Annotated in this window: 12 protein-coding genes; 4 read left to right on the forward strand and 8 right to left on the reverse strand. The window is 40.3% G+C overall.

Annotation, left to right across the window (positions count from 1 at the left end):
* The first annotated feature begins 39 nt into the window (after window positions 1–39).
* The 4 genes from EJ995_RS11945 (at window position 40) to EJ995_RS11960 (ending at window position 2,563) form a co-directional block, all read left to right on the forward strand.
* Window positions 40–516, forward strand: a complete 477-nt coding sequence (locus EJ995_RS11945) for an SRPBCC family protein (RefSeq protein ID WP_126448616.1) — start codon at window positions 40–42, stop codon at window positions 514–516.
* A 79-nt stretch (window positions 517–595) separates the two neighbouring features.
* Complete coding sequence (locus EJ995_RS11950) at window positions 596–832, forward strand: hypothetical protein (RefSeq protein WP_126448617.1); 237 nt, start codon at window positions 596–598, stop codon at window positions 830–832.
* Window positions 833–842: 10 nt separating this feature from the next.
* On the forward strand, window positions 843–1,175 hold the full coding sequence (locus EJ995_RS11955; protein ID WP_126448618.1) for a hypothetical protein: 333 nt from the start codon (window positions 843–845) through the stop codon (window positions 1,173–1,175).
* Window positions 1,172–2,563 (forward strand): FAD-binding oxidoreductase, encoded by a 1,392-nt coding sequence (locus EJ995_RS11960; protein ID WP_126448619.1) that lies wholly within the window; start codon window positions 1,172–1,174, stop codon window positions 2,561–2,563. The genes EJ995_RS11955 and EJ995_RS11960 overlap by 4 nt, the downstream gene beginning before the upstream one ends.
* Window positions 2,564–2,629: 66 nt before the next feature.
* Here EJ995_RS11960 and EJ995_RS11965 read toward each other — a convergent pair whose 3' ends face one another.
* The 8 genes from EJ995_RS11965 to EJ995_RS12000 form a co-directional block, all read right to left on the reverse strand.
* Window positions 2,630–3,964, reverse strand: a complete 1,335-nt coding sequence (locus tag EJ995_RS11965) for a T9SS type A sorting domain-containing protein (protein WP_126448620.1) — start codon at window positions 3,962–3,964, stop codon at window positions 2,630–2,632.
* A 45-nt stretch (window positions 3,965–4,009) separates the two neighbouring features.
* Window positions 4,010–6,319: a beta-glucosidase BglX gene (bglX, locus tag EJ995_RS11970; protein ID WP_126448621.1), complete on the reverse strand. Its 2,310-nt coding sequence runs from the start codon at window positions 6,317–6,319 to the stop codon at window positions 4,010–4,012.
* 9 nt (window positions 6,320–6,328) lie between these two features.
* A complete protein-coding gene (locus EJ995_RS11975; protein WP_241234647.1) occupies window positions 6,329–8,002 on the reverse strand; it encodes a glycoside hydrolase family 16 protein in 1,674 nt (557 codons plus the stop codon).
* A 12-nt stretch (window positions 8,003–8,014) separates the two neighbouring features.
* Window positions 8,015–10,051: a phage tail protein gene (locus EJ995_RS11980; RefSeq protein ID WP_126448622.1), complete on the reverse strand. Its 2,037-nt coding sequence runs from the start codon at window positions 10,049–10,051 to the stop codon at window positions 8,015–8,017.
* Between the two features lie 18 nt (window positions 10,052–10,069).
* Window positions 10,070–11,539, reverse strand: coding sequence for a RagB/SusD family nutrient uptake outer membrane protein (locus EJ995_RS11985; protein WP_126448623.1), 1,470 nt, complete (start codon window positions 11,537–11,539; stop codon window positions 10,070–10,072).
* A gap of 11 nt (window positions 11,540–11,550) precedes the next feature.
* Window positions 11,551–14,568, reverse strand: coding sequence for a SusC/RagA family TonB-linked outer membrane protein (locus tag EJ995_RS11990; protein ID WP_126448624.1), 3,018 nt, complete (start codon window positions 14,566–14,568; stop codon window positions 11,551–11,553).
* 249 nt (window positions 14,569–14,817) lie between these two features.
* Window positions 14,818–17,577, reverse strand: coding sequence for a ligand-binding sensor domain-containing protein (locus EJ995_RS11995; protein WP_164549917.1), 2,760 nt, complete (start codon window positions 17,575–17,577; stop codon window positions 14,818–14,820).
* A gap of 83 nt (window positions 17,578–17,660) precedes the next feature.
* The gene (locus EJ995_RS12000; RefSeq protein WP_126448626.1) at window positions 17,661–18,428 is read right to left on the reverse strand and encodes a 3'-5' exonuclease; all 768 of its coding nucleotides are present in this window, start codon (window positions 18,426–18,428) and stop codon (window positions 17,661–17,663) included.
* Window positions 18,429–18,522: the final 94 nt, after the last annotated feature.

Below are 18,522 nucleotides of genomic sequence, written 5' to 3' on the forward strand. Positions count from 1 at the left end.
TTTTGTCAAGTTTCACCTCTGTTTACGTACCAATACCACATGATCGAGTCAAACCATCAAGTAACCATTCACCAACCTATTGATGTGGTAATGGACTTATTCAACAATCAGTCCAATTTTAAACATTGGCAGCGAGGTCTGGTAGATTTTGAAAACATTACCAGTACGGTAGGGCAAGTAGGCAGTAAACGCAAATTGCGTATCAAGACGCCAGCTGGAATCATTAGTATGAACGAGACAATCACGCACCGCGATTTACCGCACCGTTGGGAAGCGACGTACCGTACAAAAGGAGTACTTAATAAGCAATGCAACAGCTTTCGCGAAAGCGTAACAACCACCAATGGCATACCACAAAAAGTAACCATCTGGAAGTCTCAAGCATCTTTTAAATTTACAGGTATGATGCGACTTGTGTCTAAAGCAAGACCTCAACTATTTGAGAATCAAACGCTGCAATTTATGAAAGACTTTAAAGATTTTGCAGAAAATGGCACCTCTGTGACGAGCGCATAATAGCCTGCCGCCTTGGTTTAACTTGAGTTTAATAGGATATTGAGGGAAAGAAGTGATCATGCTGCCGTATTTTTAAGCAATGAGAAAACTGAAACTTATCTGGGATTTTAAAGGTGAAGATGCAGAGCTGACCGCAAAACACCATCTAACGCACCTGCAGGAATACGTGCAGAAGGAAGAAGTCCAGGTCATAACCTCAGGAATTGAACACATCACTGGTAAACATCACATTTGTTTTCTTGCCCTGCAAGAAGAGCACATGCCTCAAGTGCGTGACGCGTTAAAGCCTCATCGCGGCCAATTATGGCAAGATTAAACTTGTAATTATGAATGTATCACAATGGACACAACAGCATTTTGTCGCTTATGTCCTACTCTACTGCTCGCGCGTTGATGTGTCAAATACAAAACTAGAACGAGATTACCTTAAACATCAACTGCAACCCTTAATCTATGACACTGTCTTCAATGAGATAGAAAAGGACACTGATATAGAGGCTCTCAAAAAGATTCAAGGTTATGTAGATCATTATGAATTGAGCGAGGCTACTTTAAGTTCCTTATTTAGGGAAATTAGAGACCTGTTTACCAACAATGACGATCTAAATGTCATGGAAATGGAGGTACACAACATGTTGCGAAAATTATTGAAACAATGAGCGACACTCTAATTAGTAACTTTCAAAATATTCTTGACGGTCAAAGAGTATTAATTGGTGAGTCCTTGAAACAGCGATACGATCATATCTGGCATATGAATACCTCGCTAGAAGCACTATGTTTATTGTTACCGCAAACTACCGATGAAGTAAGTAAGATTCTTAATTTATGTAATGATCATGAACAAGAGGTGATCATTCACGGTGGCTTGACAAACCTTGTAGGCAGTACACGCAGTAGCTCGCAGCAAGTAGTAATATCTCTTGAACGCATGGATGCCATTGAAGAAGTTGATATTGCGAGTCGCACGATCACTGTGCAGGCTGGTGTGATTTTAGAAAAAATTCATGATGCGGTTGAAGAGCATAATTTGTTGTTCCCATTAAATTTTGGCGCACGTGGCAGTGCTCAAATGGGTGGTATTATTGCATCAAACGCTGGCGGTTTGAGAGTACTAAAATATGGTATGACCAGAGATCTAGTTCTAGGGATTGAAGCTGTCATGGCAGATGGTACCGTTATTAATTCATTAAAAAAGATAATTAAAAACAATTCAGGCTATGATCTCAAACAGCTGTTTGTAGGATCAGAAGGAACGCTGGGAATCGTGACGCGTGCCGTGTTAAAACTTGTTGAAGCGCCTAGTAGTCGCAATGCCGCGTTTCTTGCCGTCGATGGTTACAAGGATGTCGTCAGACTACTCAAATTTTTTGACGCACATCTCGCAGGTAAACTAAGCGGCTTTGAATTGATTTGGGCAAATGCCTATAAGCAAATGACGAGTACTAGTGACGCCGTGCGGCCACCATTACCTTATGATTACCGCTATTACATCCTTATAGAGTCACTGGGAAGCAACTATGAAAGAGATCAAGCAGAATTTCAAGCAGTACTTGAAACAGCCATTGTTCAAGAATTAGCGCTTGATGCTGTGATGGCGCAATCACCTAGCGATGTGGAATGGTTTTTTAGAATACGAGAAGATGTTAATAATCTGACTGATGGCATGACGCACGACCAGCATTTTGACATTAGCCTACCAGTATCCTTAATAGGAAAGTACATTGAAGAATGTTATGACAAACTATCCACAGTAAATGGTGTGGAACAGATCTATGCCTTTGGCCATGTTGCTGATGGTAATATTCATTTTATGATAGGCAAAGAATCACTGGACGAGAACCTCAAGCTCCAGATTAATGACATCATTTACAACGGATTACAAGACATTGGTGGATCTGTAAGTGCAGAGCATGGTATCGGTATCGATAAGAAAGCGTACTTACAAATAAGTCGTACTCCTCAAGAGATTGAGCTGATGAGAGCGTTAAAGCGTAGTCTAGATCCTAATAACATTCTTAACCCTAGAAGGATTATCGACCTTTAAATCTTAAGAATAAAAAAAGGCAAGAACTTAAGCTCTTGCCTCTCTTCTTTTCATATTCAATGAAACTTATTTCTTGATCAATTTGATAGTTGTTGATCCAGCTGCAGTATTCACTTTAGCCAAATAAACACCTTGAGCAAGACCAGTATTATCGATACGTGCAACATTAGTCTCAACATCAAGACTTGAAACTTTATTACCTAGCAAAGAGTACACCTCTATTGATTGGATATCGTTGTTATCGCTTGTTATATTCCACTCGCTTGAAGATGGGTTGGGATACACCTTAAATCCTGCCGCTGCTATATCATTATTACTCGCTGTGCTTTGAGTTGAGAAAAACAAGTTATCTACATAAACTAGAGCAGATCCAGATGGATCACCGGCAATAATAATTTGATTGATGTCTGAAAAGTTATCCATACCTGCTTCTTCAAAATCAGATAAAGGAATGCTGACTGAATTCCATTCATTTAGGACAGGTGTTAAAGTCACTGTCGCCTCTGTATTGTTGGAGCCATCATCAAATCCATCGCCCTTAAAATCCACCAACTTAAAGGCAAATGAAGTCATGTTAGGAGTCCATATATCAAAGTTTACAAATTGCATTCCTGCAGCTTCTAGATCGATTGCATTATCATCCAAGGTTTCAATACCAACAAATGTTAATGAAGAATATTTCAAAGTTGGGTTTGTCGCGATTTCTACCTGCTCAAAGTCTGCTTGACTAAATCCTGCTCTAAAAGTATTTACCGGCACATCATCGTACGCATCACTGAAGAGCGAGATTACATTATCAGAATCTGCAGTAGGTGCAGGTGCAGCCTCACTAGGTTCTGGATCTGGAACTACTGATCCACCATCGCCACCACCAGCAATATCATCAATAAAATAAGTGTTGCTGGTTGTAGCATTAAAGTCTGTAAAAAGAACAATTCTTGAGTACTTGTCCAGATTTACTTCTTGCTCCTGTGGGCATCCACCACAAAAAGGAAACGCGTTGCCAGCATTTGCGAAGTCTAGAGAAAATTCTTGCCACTCACCATTTTGAGTCGCGGTAAATGGAACTTCAACAGCTGGAGAACCATCTGATGATCCAGCAAATTGTAATAGTCCTGGCATATCTGCCTCTACGGGATTCCAAAATCTGAAGGTGATAACAGTTTCATCGCCAGAAAAATCTACAAATTGGGCCAACTCCAGTTGAACATTGTCAAACTGTCCACCACCACCTATGATCTCACCTACAGGATTGTCTTGATCCACAGGTCCTGGTACAATATTAAATACAGATCCAGCATCAGTAAATTCATCCTCAGGAACCGAGAAGTCGATAGGAAGAACTTGCCCAAAGCAAAGTCCAGTTGCTAGCAAACTAGCTAAAAGAGTAATTTTTTTCATGATTAAATATTTAGAGTTATTGTATTAGTATGTAATCGTTTGTAATTATTGAATTAATAAGAAATTGGTGCCCAATTGAGTCTTTGAAGAACCGCCTATCCAAACGTTGAATGTGCCGTCTTCAACAATCCAATTGCCATTATTATCATAAAATCCTAGCTCATCTTTATCTAAAGTGAATGAAAGTTGCTTACTCTCACCTGGCTTCAAGGTGATTTTTTCAAATCCTTTTAGTTCTCTAATAGGTCTAATAACCGATGCAAACTCATCCTGAATGTAAAGTTGAGCAATCTCAGTTCCTGCAACGTCGCCAGTATTTTTTAAAGTTGCCATCACCGTTATTTTACCGTTGCTTGAATAATCGTTTAGCAACTTTATATCATTGTACTCAAAAGTTGTATAGCTAAGACCATGACCAAAAACGTACAATGGATCATTAGGCGCATCTTGATAATGCGACCAGAAAACCACGTCCTTGCCTGGCAATACTGGTCTACCAGTATTTTTGCGATTATAATATATAGGTGCTTGCCCTACATTCACTGGAAAACTCATAGGCAGTTTTCCTGATGGATTGTAATCTCCATAAAGTACTTGAGCGATAGCATTACCAGATTGATTACCTAACTGCCAAGCTTCTAGGATAGCTGGTACATTTTCATCGGCCCATGATAATACCAATGGACGACCACTCGCGACGACTAAAACCACATCCTCATTAACCGCTTGAACTTGCTCTAGAAATTCTTGTTGTAATCCTGGTAGATCTAGTTGAGTTCTACTGCGACCTTCACCGCTTTGATAGCCATGTTCTCCTAGCATCATCACGACGACATCTGCATTTTTTGCAGCCTTGAGCGCCGCGGCAGTTCCTGTGGTATCTGTTTCGTTGTATTGCACTTCCATCGCAAATGCGACGTCTTCTGTCACGAACCTTGGTCCACGTTCAAAAGTCACTTGGTTTCCCTTATAACTTTTAAATCCTTCAACGAGACTGACCGCTGTGTTATCAATAGCTCCAATACGCCAGCTACCAAGGACACTATTTTTATCAAAAGCGAGATCACCTAAAACTGCTATTTTTTGACCTGATTTTTTAAGTGGTAGTATGTTTTTATCATTCTTTAAAAGAACCATAGACTTCAACGCCATATCTAACGCGCCGTCCATCATCTCGTCGCTTCCAGTAACCGTTTTTTCTAGCTGCTCATTGCAATATTTGTAGGGATCATCAAATAGGCCTAATTCAAATTTTACCTTAAGAATACGACGTGCGGCATCATCGATTAGTGCCTCATCAACTTTACCTTCCTTAACTAATTCTTCTAGATGAGATTTATAAGCATAGGATTCCATATCCATATCACTACCGGCATTTACTGCTAGCCTCGCAGCATCTTTATTATCACGTGCATAATTATGAGCAATCATCTCCTTTATAGAACCCCAATCTGATACTACAAATCCGTTATAGTCCCATTGATCTTTGAGGATATCGCGCAATAAAAACTCGTTTGCCGTGGCAGGAATCCCATTTAGATCGTTAAAACTATTCATAAAGGTTCTTGCGCCGGCTTCTGCTGCTGCTTTGAATGGTGGCAAAACAATGTTGTATAGCGTTGATGTGCCAACGTCGGCCGTATTATAATCGCGACCAGCCTCTGCAAAGCCGTAAGCCGCAAAGTGTTTTGCACATGCTGCAATGGTAAACTGATCTGCCAAGTCCTCACCTTGAAATCCATTCACTCTTGCGGTAGCAATCTTGCTTCCTAAGTAAGGATCTTCACCAGCACCTTCCATCACGCGACCCCAGCGAGCATCTCTTGATATATCTACATTAGGGGCGAACGTCCAATTAAGACCAGCTACTGCCGCTTCCTTTGCTGCTAATCTTGATGCTTCTTGAATTGCTTCCAAATCCCAGCTTGCAGCCTCTGCTAAAGGAATAGGGCCCATGGTTTGATAACCGTGGATAACATCAAACCCAAAAATTAATGGTATGCCCAATCTGCTTTCCTCAACGGCTACTTTTTGAACCGCCCTTACATTCTTCACGCCACGTACATTGAGCATAGAACCTACCATACCATCACGGATATCTTGATACTTTGCAGATGCATCGCCCTGATCGGGAACAGGACCTGTAAAGTCCATGAATCCATTGTACTGATTCATTTGACCTATCTTCTCTTTCAAGGTCATCAATTGCATCACAGAATCTACCCGCAAATCCAGTGCTGATTTTGCTTTATAGCTTATTGATAAGTTGCTGGTTGGTGACTTGACAACAGTCTTATCACTACAGGAAACTAACGCCGCTGTCAACGCTAGAAAACCAAAAAGGTATTTCTTCATTTCCTAGATTTATTGGTAAACTCTTATGTAATCAACCTCCATCGTACTTTCAGTAAATGCAGGATCAATATCTCCTCCAAAATTTCCACCCATCGCAATATTCATGATGATAAAAAAGTCTTTGTTGAAAGGAACCGCATCTGAATTTGCAACTTGATGAATTAATTCACCATCTACAAAAAACCTGATAGTGTCCTCATTCCAGATGGTACGGTACGTATGAAATTCTGAAGATGCGTTTTCGATTTCTATCTCACCACCATCTGCATTGCCGCCTGAAGCGCCCGGTCTATGCACAGTAGCATAAATTGTATTTTGAGTATTACCTATGTGTTCCATGTAATCGATCTCACCTGCAGCTGGCCATGGGTTGGTCTGATAATCTGCTCCTAGAGACCAAATGGCTGGCCATGTGCCACCACCTTCTGGTAGTTTGGCGCTAAATTCTATTGTACCATATTGGAATTCAAAAAGACCTTCTGTTTTGATACGTGATGATGTATATGATCTACCACCAAAGTCCTCATCTCGAGCCGTAATTTTCAATGTACCATTTGAAACTTCTATATTTTCAGTTCGATCAGTATAGAATTGCTGCTCGTTGTTTCCCCAACCATCGGAACCTGTTCCCGTATCAAAAGTCCAGTTGGCAGGATTAGGCGCACCATCAACATCAAACTCATCAGACCATACCAAGGTGCCTTCTGGCTCTCCTGAACCATCGCTGTTATCGTCACCACCTTGTTCTGCATTGGGATCATCCGTCGAGAACGTATGATACCATGCAAGATCTCCATTCATGATCCCACGTACCACCATTCTATTCTCGGTTAATTCAAGAATGTCATACACGCTAGTATTAATGTAATAACTCATAAAACCATCATCACTAAAAGTCATAGTAGTTCCTCGTTTCTCGCTGTCTGGAACAATAGATTCTGATGGACTTAGAGTAACATTCTTTACGCCATCAGTATCAAAATCATAGCAGAAGTCAAATCCATTACTACCACCAACGACCGATTCAAATGCGCCGTTGAAATAAGTTTGACCAAAATTGTTCAATTGATAAACTAATTCCTCATCGTCATTTAAGCTAAAAACTAACTGATCTTCATAAAGACATAAGCTCTCGTCAGCTCCATTTTTTTCAAAAGGTGCCGCTTGATAGAATTGTGGGAAATTATTGTTTCCATCTGTAGGGTCACCATTGTTAGGTCCAACTCCTAGATGTCCAGGTTCAGCTGCTGCCCAATACCATATTTTTGAGGAGCCGCCAGTCAATAATTGTTTAGCATCGTTGTCTTCAAAAGCACTGAAAACTGTTACTTGAGTTGTTTGTGAAGTGGCTGCGCCACCAGTTCCTGTAGCCGTAACAGTTACAGTATATGTATTTACACCTTGCTGGACATATCTATGTTCTAAATCACCATCTGATGAAAAAGAAGAGCGAGAGTCACCGAAACTATAAGTGTAATTCAAGGCGTTAGATGCATTTGCACTAAAGGTTACCACACCTGTACCATCACCATTAGGATTTTCATCATCTTCTCCTTGTACCTCAAATGACACGGATAAATCAGATGGTGCAACTACTGGCCCAAACTCTGTGTCATCATCCTGACAACCCAAAATGGTTACCGCAATAACCAGGAACCACCCTATTTTATTAAACATTTTCATAGCTGTAATTTTTTAATTTGATAGTATTATTTCGTCAAAGTAGTATTCAAGATCCTGACCAATACCACCGTTACCAAAATCAAAGAATACAACTACCTTAGAATATTCTCTAGATAAATCCTGGGCACTGAAATCATAGACTAATTCTTCCCATTGATTGGCCACAGTATTCGTCACATCAATTTCTGTGCTTATATCAGGATTAGATTCATTCTCTAATTTTAATTTGATGGTGATACCGCTGACTGGTGCATATGTTTTCATTCTGATTTTAGTTTGCGACTGAAAATCAATAGGATCAGAAAGTGTGATAAAAGACCCTGCAAAGAATTCTGCACTAGCAGATTTTACACTACGTGCCACGGTGTCAGATGAATTAACGTCGTCTGCATCTGGATTTGAAGCAATGGATGTTGATGCACCACCGAAATCTACAAAGCTGTATGACTGCGAACTATCCTCAAAACTTAATGGTAAATCCAAAGGGTTTGAACCATCAGATTCTCTAATGTTATCAAAGTAGTAGCGGTCGCCTTGACCGTCTGTCAAGAAGTCAAAAAAGATGATCACACGTTGATAGTCTACTGACGTATCGATACCCGTAAAATCAAATGTCAATGTCTCCCATTCACCAGGTGTAGCAGATGTTACCGCGGTAACTTCTCTATTTCTACTAGCATCATCTAGATTCTCAACCTTAAGATTAACCACAGATCCTGCTTTTGGGGAAAGAACGTCCACCTGAATTTGTGAAAAGTCATCAAAGTTGATGGCCTGCTCTAGATCTATAAATGCACCTGCAAAAGATTGCGCACCATTTACTTTAAGGGTAGTTGCTACTATAGGTGATATATTAATTCCTGTCGTCTGTGGATTATCAACGACCGTAGTAGGTGCACCGCCGAACTCTATAAAGTTGTACTCTATAACAGGAGATTCAAACGTTAATGGTAAGCGTAGCAATTCTGCCTGTTGATTGGTTTGTTCTATATCATCAAAGAAATAGGTTGTTCCATCACCTGTGTTGCCTAAATCAAAGAAGATGATCAACTTAGAGTATTCTTGAGTTAGGTCTGCATCGCCAAAGTCAAATAATAAGGTTTCCCATTCATCTGTATCACCTGATGTTACGGCACTAACCTCGGCAGCGATGTCGCTGTTTGTGGCGTTCTCTAATTTTAAGGTGACAAATGTATTAGGTCTAGGAGAACGCACTTTCATTTTGATCTTTTCGAACGTCGAAAAATCTATTGGTGCTCCTAATTCTATGACGGTACCAGCAAAGGTCTCTGCTCCATCAGTCTTTATCGTTTGTGCTACATTTTCACTCTCGTTACCATCATTGTCTGGGTTGTCCACTTTCGCGGAAGCGGCACCACCAAAATCACCGAAGGTATATTCAATCGTATCGGACTCAAAATCGATAGGTAACAAGACTGGATCGACGATCTCAACCTCAATAGTTTGTGTAGTTGTGGCTTCTCCACCACTAAAAGCTGTAACTGTAATCTCATAAATTCCTGTTGACTCGTACTCATAACTCGCAACTCCATCCAGTGCTAACTCTTGCGGCTCTTCATCATCGTCTTCACCAAAAGTTACCTCAAACATGGTAGCAAAATCTGCTGACGCGCTCACATCCACAGCAAATGAATTGCTAGGATCTGGAGTTACCTCAATCTCTAGATTTTCTGGCGCACGGAATGAGACCATTAAATCCTTAGTAACCTCAGTTTGTTTACCGTTGACTCCTGTCGCTATGACTCTTACCTGATAATTGCCCTCATCATAGGTATATTGGGTACTCTCACCTAATGCTAATTGTGCACTATCCTCTTCATTACCATCGCCGTAGAATACCTCAAATGTAGTAGCGCCTTGTGCCGTAGGCGTTATTGTCACCAGACCTGTATTGTCTTGAGTGATTTTGAAGGTGAGATCAACATTTTGCGGTGCTGCGATCGCATCTACCTCATCCTGAATATCGTCCTCTTCACAAGCGATCATAGCAAATGCCGCAAACAAGAAGTAAATAAATCTATTTTTCATTTTTAGTATTTTTCTTTTTTAATAGCCAGGATTTTGTTCCCATCGATTACCTGCTAATACGATTTCTTCTAATGGGATAGGAAATAGCTCGTTCTTACCAGATGTGAAACCATCAATTTCTTGAGCGGCACGACCCGTGCGTACCAAGTCAAAGAAATGATGACCTTCTCCAACTAGCTCCAGTCGTCGCTCACGGTAAATCGCGTCTCTAAGTGGCGTTCCCGAGCTTTCTATGTTATCAAGCCCTGCACGCTCGCGTACTTGATTCAAATAATCTCTTGCTTGACCATCATCACGACCTGATCTATTTAGAGCTTCTGCAGCCATCAGAAGAACATCTGCATATCTAATAGCTCGATAGTTATTAGGGTTGGTAAGATTTTGATCTCCTGTATTTAAGTCACCTTCACGAGCGATATACTTTCTATTGTAGTAACCGGTATGCTCAAAGCCTACACTGAATGTTGCATCAAACTCATCTGCATGTTCATCAATATCTAATATTGCGACATCACGACGTACGTCATCATCGTCAAACTCATCGTAGGTTTCTTGTGTAGGCACATTAAAACTAAAGCCTGAATCAAATACGCGATCTTCAGGGTCTGCATAGCTTAAGTTCCTCACGCCGTTGAAACCTACCGCAATATTTCCTTCACTACATTGTAAACAGCCAAAGCCAGCACCTTCAATATCAGAATACTGAATCTCAAATACCGATTCTTCATTATTTTCATTGTCATTCTCAAAGATGGTTGAGTAATCCTCTACCAGCTCGTACTCACCAGAGTCAATCAAATCCACCAGAACGTCTGCCGCTTGATCAAATTGATCTTGATATAAGTACGCCTTGCCTAGCAATGCTTGAGCTGCGCCTTTTGAAATCCTGCCTTCCTGAGAAACTTCATAATCTAAATTATCAACAGCAAAAATCAGATCTTGCTCAATGAGATCATAAACCTCTTCTTGCGGTGTTCTATCGATTTCAAATTGATCACCAAATAAGAGTCTTCTATCTATTGCCAATGGGATGTCTCCAAAAAATTTAGTCAATTCAAAATTGTAGTACGCACGTAAGAACCGTGCTTGAGCAATCACTTGTTCCTTACCATCAAAGTCAGTCTTGTCTTGAAATTCAAGTATGTAGTTGGCACGATTAACACCAGCATACATCCATTGCCATATTTGCTGCAATTGTTCATTAGTTGATGTGTGAATCATGTCATCAATCTGCTGAATGCCAGGAACATCATTAGCATTCTCGCCACCTGCCAATGTGTTGTTGGAGGCTATTTCTCCTAGCATAACATTGATATAGGTGTTTTGCAATTGATCATAAGCGGCGACCAATGCACTTTGATAATCCTCTTCGGAATTAAAGAAGTCTTCTGAATTTTCATCCTGACTCTCTACATCTAGATAGTCGTCCTCGCAGGCAGCGAAACCCAGCGCTGCGATAAACAGTATTAAAAATCTATATTTCATCATTTTCTTAGCTCTTAAAATTTGACATTCATTCCTAGAAGAAACGTTCTAGGTACTGGATAAAAACCTGGATCAATACCACCACCTATAGGCGCACCACTACTGGCACTAGGATCAAAACCTCTATATTTTGTTAAGGTAAATAGGTTGTTGACGGATCCGTAAAACCTTACCTCTTCAATATTTTTTCTGGCACCAGCATCATTAAACGTATATCCCAACTGTAGATTCTGCATTCTTAAAAAGGATGCGTCCTCAACAAAGTAATCAGAGAATATTCTATTGGCAGTTGCTCCGGTTGTCACACGAGGAACTGAATTTGACGTTCCTGGACCAGTCCATCGCGCTAAATCGTTAGTCGTAACGTTTGTAAGATTCTGACTACGTTCATAATTGCGCACCATATCATTACCGATGGATGCATATAAATAAGTCTGAAAATCAAAATTCCTATAATTAAAGGATAAATTAAGACCCATGGTAACGTCTGCAATTGGATCACCTATGTTCACACGATCATCTTGATCGATGACACCATCATTGTTTACATCAACAAATCTTATATCACCTGGCTGGGCGTTAGCTCCCAACGCTATTTGTGATGGATGTGCAGCCACCTCGGCAGCATTTTGAAAAATCCCATCTGTTCTCAAACCGTAGAAATATCCTAGTGGCTGTCCTTCTTCCATACGGGCTGGTGGTAGTTGACCGATACCGAATTGACCACCTTCTATAAATCCTACCGTGTTATTTACATCTAGAACCTCGTTATCAATTACACCTATATTATAATTGACACCATAACTAAATTCATCTGTGATTTCACCATTGTAACCTATCGCAAACTCAAGACCTCTATTGCGCACCGATCCACCATTTACCACTGGCGCTCCTGATCCTGGTGCCGCCGCACCTAGAATTCCCGATACGCTGGTTGTGATAAGTAGATCTTCTGTTCTTCTATTAAAAACATCAAATGAGGTAGTCAAATTCCCGTCTAGAAAATTTGCATCAATACCAAAGTTAGCTACGTATTGTTCTTCCCACTTAAGCTCTGGATTTGAAATGGTTCCTGCGGCTGTTCCAAAAACAAGAACGTCATCAAATGGATAGGTCCCTTCACCGTTAAGTAAGGATGTAAAAGCGAATGCCGGTATTCTATCATTACCCGCGACACCGTAAGAGAATCTCACTTTAAGAAAATCTATCCAATCCTCATCATCCATAAATTCTTCTAACGACGGTACCCAACCAACGCTTGCGCTAGGGAAAAATCCGTATTTGTTACGCGGACCAAAATTGGAGCTACCATCTCGTCTAGCCTGTGCGGTAAATAGGTATTTATCATCGTAACTGTACCTAAGTCTCACGAATTGCGAGAACAGACGTTGATCAAATGTGTCGCCACCGTTTACAAAATTATCTACCACATCTACTGCATTCTCAATGCTGGCATTTGCGATATCATTGTCTGGTATATCAAATCCAGTAAATCCATTGAACTTTCCTGTTGTTCTAAAGGCAGATATACCCAAGGTGGCTTGTACGTTGTGCACTTTCGCGAAAGCGTGCTCATAATTGAGATAGGAGTCAAACGTATAATCACGGAAGTAGTTACTGAATGTATTGTAAACGCTGCGCTCGACATTGAAAACTTTACCAGAACCGTAGAATACCTCTGGAGCAAAACTGTAACCGGAAACTTCGCTGTAGTTGGTCTGGATTCTTGAGGTAAGTTCAAAATCGTTCAAAAAGCTGTAAGTAAGACCAAAATTACCGCTCACCTTAAGAATGTTTGTCTCGTTGAATGAATTGGCGATTTGAGCTATTGGGTTGATAACCTCATTTCCCAGACCTTCGGCCAGTGAAAACTCTCCATCTTCATCTCTAATAGGAATGGTAGGAGCCATGTTGAGAGCATTAAACAATACAGAGCCCAAACCAGATTCATTAATAGCGCGTCTATTGCTATAATTGAGAAGAACACCAGTTTTCATTTCTAGATTATCCAACCAGAAATGATCGAAATTCCCTCTAAAAGTGCTGCGCTGGAATTTTGACTTTTCTGCACCGACAATTCCATCTTGTAATAAAACAGAAGCACCTGCACCATAGGCTGATTTTTCAGTACCGCCACGTATACCAAGGTTATTGAAAAATATAGGAGCATCGTCAAATACCTCATCCTGGTAGTCCACGTCACTCAGCTGTGTAAGATCTGGAAAAGGAATAGGCTCGCCGTTATTTGCAAATGCTTCATTTTTGAGCAATGCATATTCTAGTGCATCGAGTGTTGGAAGCTTTCTTGTGGTTTGTTGGAAGCCTACATAAGCGTCATATTCTAGTTTGAGAGGCTGGTTGCGACGCCCATTTTTTGTTGTGATAATTACTACACCGTTTGATGCGCGCACACCATAAATAGATGCCGTGGCATCCTTGAGTACTGATATGCTCTCAACATCATTAGGATTGATAACACTCAAATCCTCGATGACATTACCATCAACAAGAATAAGTGGTCGCGAATCACCATTTGTCCCTATACCGCGTATTCTTATGTTTGAGGCAGAACCTGGCGATCCTGATTGTGAGGTAATCGTTACCCCTGGAACTGTTCCTTGTAGTGCTTGTTCTATCCTAGTAGGCTTTAATTCCTCAATGGTCTCATTATTAACAATAGATACTGCGCCTGTCACCTCTCTTACAGCTTGAGTACCATAACCTACGACCACCACTGCATCGAGTCCTGCGACATCTTGTTCTAGATTAAAAACGAGTGGACTTCCAGTGTACGTTTGACTTTTAGTTTTATAACCAACATATGAAACCACTATCACAGCACCATCATTTGCTGTAATTGTAAACTCACCGTCAAAGTCTGTTGTTACTGCCGTATTTGTGCCTTTAACTACAACTGTCGCTCCTAGAAGTGGTTCTCCTGTAGTCGCATCTGTGACAGTTCCATTAATTGTTTGCTGTGCAAATGAGAGAGAGCCCAGAAGTAAAAAAGTGATGGTAATAAATCTATTCATCAGTTGATAATTATGATATTGATAAATATAGACTGGTTAAATTATTAATACAGCAATAGAATCATTACAACATCTCTACATTCTCTTAAAATAGCAAAATCTGCAATTCCTGTACTGTTGTAAAACCCGAAAACAGGCGCGAACAGTGTGTTTACTAAACCACTACAACGTTTTAGTAACTGGGTCTTTAAGATGCTTTTCAGTAAATGTTGTGGTGATGTTGTGGTAAAATACAGTAATGTAGCGCGTTTATATAGCTACCAAATATTCAAAAAGGTCAGTTTCCTTATCAAGTTCCATCTTTTTACGCAAACGATAACGCTTAATTTCTACACTGCGAGGTGAGATATTAAGGAGCGGCGCAATTTCTTTTGAGGATAGATTAAGACGTATGTAGATGCTCAATCTCAAATCTCCTGAAGTCAACGATGGATGCCTTGCCTTGATGTTTTTAATGAAGGCCTTATCTGTCATGGTAAAGGCTTGTTCAAAGGTTTTCCAGTCTTGACGTTCGGTCATGTTTTTATGGACTAAATCCTTGACAGCTTTGAGGTTCTTGCTATCATTATTTGCCTGCACTTTTTCCAGCGCTTTTTTGATCTCGCTAAGCGTCTCATTTTTCTTAATCATTGCCATGGTGGTCATGGCAAGTTCTCTATTACGGGATTCAATATCAGTCGTTAGTTGTTTATTGTTGACCTCTGCTAACTCCTTTTGATTTTTAAGTCTTTCTAGATCAAGCTCACGTTGCTTCTTTGTCAGCTCAGCCTCTTGTTTCTTATTGTAATACCATTTGTAAAACACATTAATAAGCACAATCAAAAGAATGGCTAACAAAATGTAAATGATATAAGCTGCCATTGTGCGATAAATGGGTGGTAATATCTCAAACTCTATACGTGCGGTGCTGCCTACTACACCATTGACAACACTGCGCACTTCTAGTTGATAATTATCATCCTCAAGATTTTCAAATATCAATGTGCTTGCAGCTGCTGATACTGACCATTGATCCATATCATCTTTGAGACGATACTGGTACTTTACGTCTGTTAGGGCGTCATACAACGGTGTATGGTAGTTGACCTCCAATTTGCTCGCATCATGCGGTAATTCAAAGCCATTTTGAATATCGATACGTTCCAGCCTGTTATCGTTATAAGTCACCAGGATCTTATCTATGTAAACTAGCGACTGTTTATCCTCAAGTCGCGCTGTATCGAAAATGATGTATCCTTGAGATGATCCCATGAGATATTGATAATCTGTCAGTTTGAACAAACTCTCATAACCAGTTTTCTCTGCTCTTATTTCCTGCGGTATCGCATAGCGCTCAAACTCAAATGTATTTTTTATAGGTTCGACGGTAACTTGTACCAATTGATTTTTCATGAAAAACCAAAACGATTGATCATCCATTGAGATCATTCTGCCAGAAGTGTACTCATCCTCATCCACCAATGCAGATAATTGCTCGTCTTTTTCAAAAGTGTCCGTATCTGGTTCCTTGACATAGAAACCATTTTTATTAGCATAAATCAGGCGGTTTTTGAGCTTTATTAGATCAGAATAAGTGCCTTTACCAACTTCGTCTTTTAATTCTACATTGGTAGCTTTATTAAAATCAGCGTCTAGCGTTATCTCGAACAAGCCTTTATATTCATGACTTACATAGACTACATTGTCGCGTACAGCAAAATCCTTTGAGCTCACGTCAAATCCTGTAATCTTGTTTCTGACCTTCCAGGAACTTCCAATACGCTCGAGCACGTATAAACCATCATAATTTCCTTGCAATAGCAAATTGTCTTGGCCTGGAATTTTTTGAATATCCCATGAACCGTTGATGCTCGCAATTTGTGTAGCTTGATCCTTACTTATATTAAATGTGCCTTTGTTGTGACCACAAAATAACGTACCATCAATTTCGACAAGGTTCCATACTTGGCCTTGCGTACCTTCTATAAGTTTAAATGCGTTATCTCTAGCATCACGCAAATACAAACCTTGATTAGTACCTAGATAGGTTTGATCATCCTTTACAAAGGCATCATACACAGTACCCAATTCGCCTACTCTATCAATAAAAGTGGTGAAACGCGCGTTTATATTTACGTAATCGATACCATTGTCCAGACCCAACCATAGATTTCCATCTAGATCTTCGTACATAGAAAGGATCGTGTTGTTGGATAATCCATTGCGCTGATTCAACTGCATCTCAATTGAGCCGTCTTTTTCAATAAAAAATAATCCACTGTCGATGGTGCCTGCAGCTATTCTACCATCTGACAATATGGTAGCTGAATAAATCACTATATCCTTATCAACCTGATTTTTTGAAATTAGAGTAACTTCTCTTTCTTCAATGTGGAAAAGCGAATTGGCAGAAGTGATGAACACAATGATATCATCTTGAACAGCCATGGTAATGACATTACCATCATCTTGCGACAGGCCGTGAACCAGAATCGAGGCTCCATCCACAATCTCGTAAAGACCATCATTAGCGATGTTATAAAAAACCCTATTTCCTACCTTAAAGACTTTGGTTAGTGCTGGGTTTTGTAGAATTACTTCGACAGTTTTTGAATCTGGATCATAAGAATACAAGCGGTCAAGCGACTGTACCAGCAACGTGGATCCATTAGGAATCAAGTTCCAGAACTGCTCATCTTCAAGAATATCAACCTCAAGCGTTTCTACAAGTGATGTATATTTTAATGATCCATCTGGTTGTGATTCCCAAAAACCAAAATCCATATAAGCGCCAGAATATAATCGATCCTCATACCACGCGACAGATCGCATGATACTCTCATTGTAAGTAGGATATACTGTCCACTGCTCACCGTTATATTCTAACAATCCAGCACCGTTGGCGAAATACATGCGCCTATCATCAGACTGGGCAATCATCCAGTTTTGATTCTGGGCTTGGTACTGTGCAGGAGAAAAATTAGAAATAGGTGGCAGCTCTTGAGCCATACCATGGCTCAAACAGATCATGAAATAAAAAAGGAAAAACGTGCAATATTTCATAGTGCGTCCTAAAACTACTACAATCTATCTACAACCGCGAGAACATTGTCTTACTTATTGAAACCGCGCAGTTTTATGGCCGTCAATACCTTCTTGGTGTACAGCGGGAAATCTGCATTTTGAATCCAGCTGTAATAACCAGGCTCTGCTTCCAGCACGTCCACGACGCGTTTGCCTTTGTGCTTACCAAAGTTGAAACATTCCTCACCTTTCTCATTGTAAGCAAGCATACCGGCAAAATCCACTGGCTTGCGTCGCGTTGAGAATTCAGCAAGGGATTTCATATCGTTTTCTAGCTCTGGATATCTATCCAGCTGCCCCTTTAGGACTTCATAGGTAGCAATGGTATCTGCCTCGGCGCTGTGAGCATCTGTCAAGTCTTTGTTGCAGTAAAACTTATAGGCAGCCACCAGTGTGCGCTGTTCCATCTTGTGAAAAATGTTTTGCACGTCTATCGCATTGCGGTTACCCATGTCAAAATCAACGCCAGCACGCAACATTTCCTCAGCAAGTAAGGGAATATCAAATCTATTAGAGTTGAATCCAGCAAGATCACTATCCTTGATTAGATTGTTTATCTCGTGCGCCAGCTCTTTAAAAGTAGGTTGATTAGCAACCATCTCATCAGTAATACCGTGCACGGCAGTCGTCGCGGCAGGAATTGGCACAGTAGGATTTACACGGTAGGTATAAGTCTTCTCGGTTCCATCAGGAAGCACCTTGTGAACGGAAATCTCCACTATTCGATCTTTAGAAATATTGGTACCTGTAGTTTCTAAGTCAAAAAAACAAATAGGTCTGTGTAACTGTAACTGCATAATAATGGTGGTTGTAAGATGGTGGTTTGTTTAGCTTTCGCGAAAGCTTACTCTCAAAAATCTGTATCTTTAAATACAAATATAGGTTGCTCAT

This window comes from Nonlabens ponticola (genome assembly GCF_003966335.1).
Taxonomy (GTDB): Bacteria; Bacteroidota; Bacteroidia; order Flavobacteriales; family Flavobacteriaceae; genus Nonlabens; species Nonlabens ponticola.